Here is a 5882-nt window from a genome sequence, read left to right on the forward strand (position 1 = left end):
CCCCTAAATATTTTGATGTAAAAAAATGCTTTATAATCCAAAGAAAACCAATTAAAAATGCAGTCATTCCATATTATGAAATAATATTGATTTAAAAATAAAAAAAAGAAAGGATATTAATTGTATACAATTAATTCCCTAAAATATTTTCATGATTTCGTATGAATTCTTCTTACTCATTGCAGTGACCTGCTCTTTAGCTAATTTAACAGTCTGTCGAACAAATTTAGCATAGATTTTATCAAGAGCAGCTTTTTTAATTAACTGATCTGTAATTGGTGCTAATTTATTAGCTGCTGCCCCATATGGAACAAAACTGATACCGTTAGCTACACCTTTTAATACTCTTACCCAGAAGCTGCTGTAATCCTGATGATCATTGGAATAGATAAATCCTTCCAAAGCACCAAAACTACCGCCAATAAGAGCACCGGCACCCATTGATATCAAATTCGCAGCCGCAACACCTGTTGCACTAATTGCCCAACTGGAACCCATAGTAACAGCTAAAGTTACTAAAAATATACCAGTTTCAAGCATTTGAACTTTCCAAGCAGGTGCAGGATTTTTTTCAGTAATTTTAGGTATTATATTAGTAACAGAAACAATTTCAACGGAACCTTGCTTATTATAAATATCCACATTTGATTTACTATTATATCCATAGTTGTTTGTGAAAGTGGATATAATAAAGTGAGTAGCACTAGTAGTGTAAACAGCTCCACCATATTTTGCATAATTGCCGTTAAATGTAGTATTTAAAACATTCAAAATACCGCCTTTATTAACGATAGCACCACCATAATCTTCTTTGAAATTATAATCCACCCTATTGTTATTTAATGATGAATTAGTGATTGTTAAAGACCCGGAATTGATTATTGCCATGTTAAATCCTTCAATGGACAAGTTTACGATATTGACTGTAGAACGTGAAGTGGTTGTTAAGAATTTGGTTTCGTCACTATCTTTTGGATTTGACACAAAAACCCTTGCACCGTTACCGTTTAAAATCAACATTCCATAATCCATTTCAAATAATGTATTTGAATCCGGGAAGATAGCATAACTTCCAGGTTTGAAAGTTACGTTGATAATATCATATTCCTTATTGTTTTTAACAATTTTGGAAACTTTTATCAAAGATGAAATGCTGTCTACTACTGCATTGTATACACTATAACCAAGAGAATCTCTAGTTAAGCAAATACCACTCTTATCTAGTTTAATACTGTCTTTACCAATACCTTTACAATTTACTAATTTAACAACTGAGTTTCCAGTGATGTGCAAATTGCTTGGATCTCCATTTTTCCAAACTAATTTGGATACAATTTTATTGTTTGAAAATGTACAGTTTGAAAATAGAGCGTTTGCAGAGTCATCACTGTAATATGCACCACCTGCATTAGCTCCGTTATCTTTAAATGTGGAATTATAGCAATAAACATGACCATAGTTTCTAACAGCACCACCGAAATCTCCGGTTTTACTAATGTGGTTAATTCTATTATTCTCAAATGTACAATTTATCGCAATAAATGTTCCATAGTTAATAATAGCTGTGTTGAAATTTTTAATGGTCATATTAACTAAAGTTAATGACCCTGATTTTGGAACATATGCAAAATGATAATCATTAAATACTAAAGCATCCGGATAAGCTATTGTAGCTCCATGACCGTTTATAACAACAGGCTTAGCACCTACATCAACCAAGTATTCATCCTGAACAATGGCAGGCATTAAACCTTGATAATCAGTTCTCCATTCATCCTGATGTTTATCACGGTAATGTTCATATTTTGCATTATATACGCCCGGAGCCAAATTGAATACATATGCTGTAGCATCATCTAAAACATTATATAATCTATATATTAAAGAGAATTTACCATCTTTTAATCTATTCCATTTTAAAAGTTCATCAACTGAAGAAATATTGTAGGTTAATGTATTATTTTTATTATATGAACCTGTTTTCATTATGCTTATACTTGCAGCGGTTTCAAGATAACCGTTGGCAACAATATGATTATATGCATTGAAATCATCATCATAAACTACAATCATACTTTTATCAACGGCACGCACATTATCTGATTCAGCCTTAAATTGACATTTTATGAAATTGGTTACTGAATTCTTTTCACCATATAAAACACCACCCATAGTGTTTTCATCATGGCTGCCAAAAGTCACATCATCGTTTTTGTTATGATCAAAAATACAGTTTTCAAATGAAGCCTTGTATTTATTGTAGATTACAGAAGCCGGTGTTTTTGTTTGGAAAAATTTAGCGTTGTTTTCTATAAATACTGAATTGGTACAGCTGACGTCACCAGCACTTGAAAATACACGATAAAATTTCTTAAATGTCACATTATTAATGATTGTTCGAGTACTTGGTTCCAAAGCCATGAAATTATGGTGATAACCGTCATCTAAAGTAGCTCCATTACCATTAATGAATAAAGTTCCATGAGTTAAATGAATAAGATAATACCATTCCTGGTCTCTCCAGAAGTTATCAGTGACCTTATAAGTTTCCTTTTTAAGATTGATGATAATAACATCTGCTCTGAACTCCTTGGCAGATATTTTTCTTAAAACATTAGTTAGCTCAGCAGTATTTGAGGCTGTGACATTGTATAATATGAAAGCCTCACCCTGAGGTAAAACATATCTATAGAGATTATCTCCAAGAGAACTGACCATGGTCAGATTCTTAATTGTGAATGTTTCATTACCGCTTATAGGCAGGAATGAACCATAGCTTGCATCATTCAATCCCAAATCCATATTGGAAAATTTATTTGAAACTGTAATGTTTTCCTGTATGACAATATCTCCGAATTTGGTTGTAACAGTGTATTTTCCCGCAGCAACATTGAGTCTGAAGTAAGCAATACCATCTTCGGAAATGTTGCTGTTGAATGTTTTACCATTTATTGTGAATGTAACATTGCTGCTGTTTGTTGCATATTTACTGTTGAACTGGACAACATAAGGATCATTGATGTTGAACAGCATATTTCTTTCTTTAATATTCAGCTTATTTGTGAAAGTTTGATTGGTAACAGGATTTATTGCTTTAACAGTGTAATTGCCAGGTTGCAAATTAGCATACAGACTAGCAATACCATTAGTAACATATCCAGTATAGTTGACATTGTTAATGTTGAACTTTACTGCAGTATCATTAGCCAAGAAATAACCTTTTGAATCTTTAAATACAGCAGAATAATATTTATCTTCACCGAATACCTTATTTAAATCATAACCGTAAACACTGATATATGAAGCAGTGGTTTCAAATGTTAATTTTTGGAACTGGCCGACTGAAATAGTAATTTTATGAATTCCAGTCTCGTTTGGAATATATTTTAGTTCCAGGAAATTTCCGTTAACTTTCTTGTCAACAAAAACACCTTTTTTGTCTGATGAATATGATATTTTATCGAATGTATAATATGGAACATTGCCTGTGAATGATATCTTGATAGATGCTTTTACATCAACATATGAGTTTTTATCACCAGAAACACTTACGCTGACAGGACTGTCATCGTTTTTATCAGTGTTACTTCCAAAGGTATGGTACTCTTTCAATTGGTTTCGAAGAGTAACACCATTAGCACCCCACCAATTATTGTTGACAGCATCGTAATAACCACTATTGAAAACAGTCACTCCCTGACCGCTTGCAGAATTTCCTATGAATGCATTATTGGTTAATCTTAAATGAGCATTTTTAGAATCTGTGTAGAGTACTCCACCACGTTCCACACCATTATTAAATTCAAAATAACAACCATTTATATTTATAGTACACTCTTTATTAATGTAAATTGCTCCACCGTCTCTTTTTCCACCGTTTTTAATTTGATTTGAAATAAAAACGGAATTTTTTATCTCATTTGCTTTTTCTGTATATATTGCACCACCATAGTTTTCAGCCCAGTTATTGGCAAATGTACAATTATCTATGTTTACAACACCATTTGAACGAATTGCACCACCATAACGTCTTTCTTTACCTCCTGCCGCAGTATTTCCAGTGAAAGTGCACTGAAGGAATTTGATATTAGTGGAACTGCTGTCACTGTGTATTGCTCCACCGTCACCGGCTGTAGCTGAATTGTTTATGAAACTGCATGATTTGAATGTTATGTCTTTACATTTATTGTTGATATAAAGCGCACCACCAAAATCAGCGGTTACCTTATTTCCAATGAATTTTACATTTGTGATGTCATTTGATATTGTGGATGTGTAAATAGCTCCACCATGATTTTTAGCAGTATTTGACTGGAACAGACCGTTAATTCCGAAGCTGATGTAATCTGTATAGATTGCTCCACCTTTACCGTCTGCAGTATTGCCTGTGAATGTGGAGTTGTCTACATGAGTCCATTTGTATGAATAAACAGCTCCTCCACTACCGGAAGAAGCTACATTGTTGTTTAAAATACAGTCATTTATCAATGTACGTTTTACACCATTGGAATAGATAGCTCCTCCGCTTTTAGCATTGTTACCTGTGAATATACATTTATCAAATACTCCATCTTCTGTAGTAAATACCGCCCCACCATCATTAGCCTTGTTGTTTGTGAATTTGGAGTTTTCTGCTGTTAAATCTTTTTTGGATATGATTGCTCCACCGTCACTTTCTGCCTTGTTTGAATCGAATACTGAATCGGTAACAGTACACATTCTCTGAGAGTAGATTGCACCCCCTGAACGTTTAGCGGCATTATTTAAAAATTTTGAATTTTTGACTACAATATCTCCTTTTGAATATATTGCCCCGCCATGAACATCAACATTATTGTTTGTGAATGTTGAATTGATAATGGTTAATGTATCTTCCACGTTATTGAAAATAGCTCCACCATAATTTTTAGCATAATTGTTTTTGAATGTACAGTTAATAACTATGTATTTAGCAGAACCTGTTATGTATATGCATCCTCCTGTTTGGTAATCATCATTTTTACCATTTACAAATATTAGATTTTTAATAGTGATTGTTCCTGCTGAAGATTTCAGTCCCTGTTTGGAACAGTTGATTGTATGACCCTTACCGTCAATTGTAATGGTTTTATCTATTTTTAGAATATTATCAGTACTTTGATAATTTGTATCCAAAACTAATGTAGAACCTTCAGAGGCATTATTAACTTTTTTCTGCAAATCATCAAAACTGCCCTGTGACAGTACATTATCATTAGTCAAAAGCAATTTTGAATCTTCATCAATTGAAGCATCGCCATTTTCAATTGCTTCATTATTATTTTGAAAAATATCTGTTTGATTATTGGCGTCCTGCGCTGCAACTGAAGAAATTGAGCATAATGCAAGCAATAACAAACAAATAATCAATAATTTAGATTTCATTTATAAAACCTCATATAACCCTAATTTTTACCTTTTTGGATATTGTATTATAATAATAATTACCGGAAAATTTAACTATAGAAATAAAAGTTCCTTTTTTGGTTAATTTTTTAATTTTAAAGGTAGCTTTACCATTGGCATTGGTTTTAGCAGTGAAAGTTTTACCGTTTACTTTTAAGGTAACTTTTACCTTTTTGATTGCTTTTTTCTTGCTGTCCTTTAGAGTTATTGTGTATTTTTTGACCTTTTTGGATCTTTTAAAGGTTTTCTTTTTAGCTGCGATTTTAGTATTTTCTTTAAGTATTCTAATTTTAACCACTTTGGAAGCAGTATTATAATTAATCAGCAAAAGTAATAGCTAAATTTTTATAACCTGCTTTTAATATCTTGAATTTAACTGCAGAGATTATTAATGTAGCAATACCTTTTGAATTGGTTTTTGCAGTTCCCAAATATTTGCCATTAACTCTATCAATAAC

The 5882-nt window shown here is 32.3% G+C and carries 2 protein-coding genes; both read right to left on the bottom strand.

The window, feature by feature from the left end:
• Positions 1–138 precede the first annotated feature (138 nt).
• Entirely contained in the window at positions 139–5403 is a 5265-nt protein-coding gene (locus QZZ11_RS01475) for a right-handed parallel beta-helix repeat-containing protein (RefSeq protein WP_292472879.1), read from the bottom strand.
• Between the two features lie 10 nt (positions 5404–5413).
• Positions 5414–5752, bottom strand: a complete 339-nt coding sequence (locus tag QZZ11_RS01480; protein ID WP_292472881.1) for a hypothetical protein — start codon at positions 5750–5752, stop codon at positions 5414–5416.
• Between the last annotated feature and the right edge of the window lie 130 nt (positions 5753–5882).

It is taken from the genome of Methanosphaera sp., assembly GCF_016282985.1.
Lineage (GTDB): Archaea > Methanobacteriota > Methanobacteria > Methanobacteriales > Methanobacteriaceae > Methanosphaera.